This window comes from Pseudoalteromonas rubra, assembly GCF_004212645.1.
Lineage (GTDB): Bacteria > Pseudomonadota > Gammaproteobacteria > Enterobacterales > Alteromonadaceae > Pseudoalteromonas > Pseudoalteromonas rubra_G.
This window is the reverse complement of sequence record NZ_PPUZ01000191.1, coordinates 1-260: the sequence shown is the minus strand read 5'-3', so window position 1 is coordinate 260 and position 260 is coordinate 1. Positions and strand designations below refer to the sequence as shown.

Genomic DNA, 260 nt, shown 5'->3' with positions numbered 1-260 from the left:
GATATTTGCGCTCAGAAGGCGCGGCAAAGGGGAGCCTGATAGGACTGTGCTTTGAACGTCATATAGACATGCTGGTCGGGATGTTGGGTATTTTGAAAGCGGGCTGTGCTTATGTGCCGCTGGACCCCTCTTACCCATCAAGTCGGCGCGATTATATGATGGCCGATACGGGCATGTCGCAGGTTATCACGCAGTCGGGGCTGGCCGGATTGTTTGCTGATCTGGATGTGACCCGTATAGTGCTGGATGATGAGACAACG

At 53.8% G+C, this 260-nt stretch carries 1 protein-coding gene; it reads left to right on the top strand.

Annotated features, from left to right (window positions below; translation table 11 throughout):
• Nucleotides 1-260: AMP-binding protein (locus C3B51_RS23465; protein WP_130246572.1), on the top strand; the 260-nt coding region annotated here is incomplete at both ends.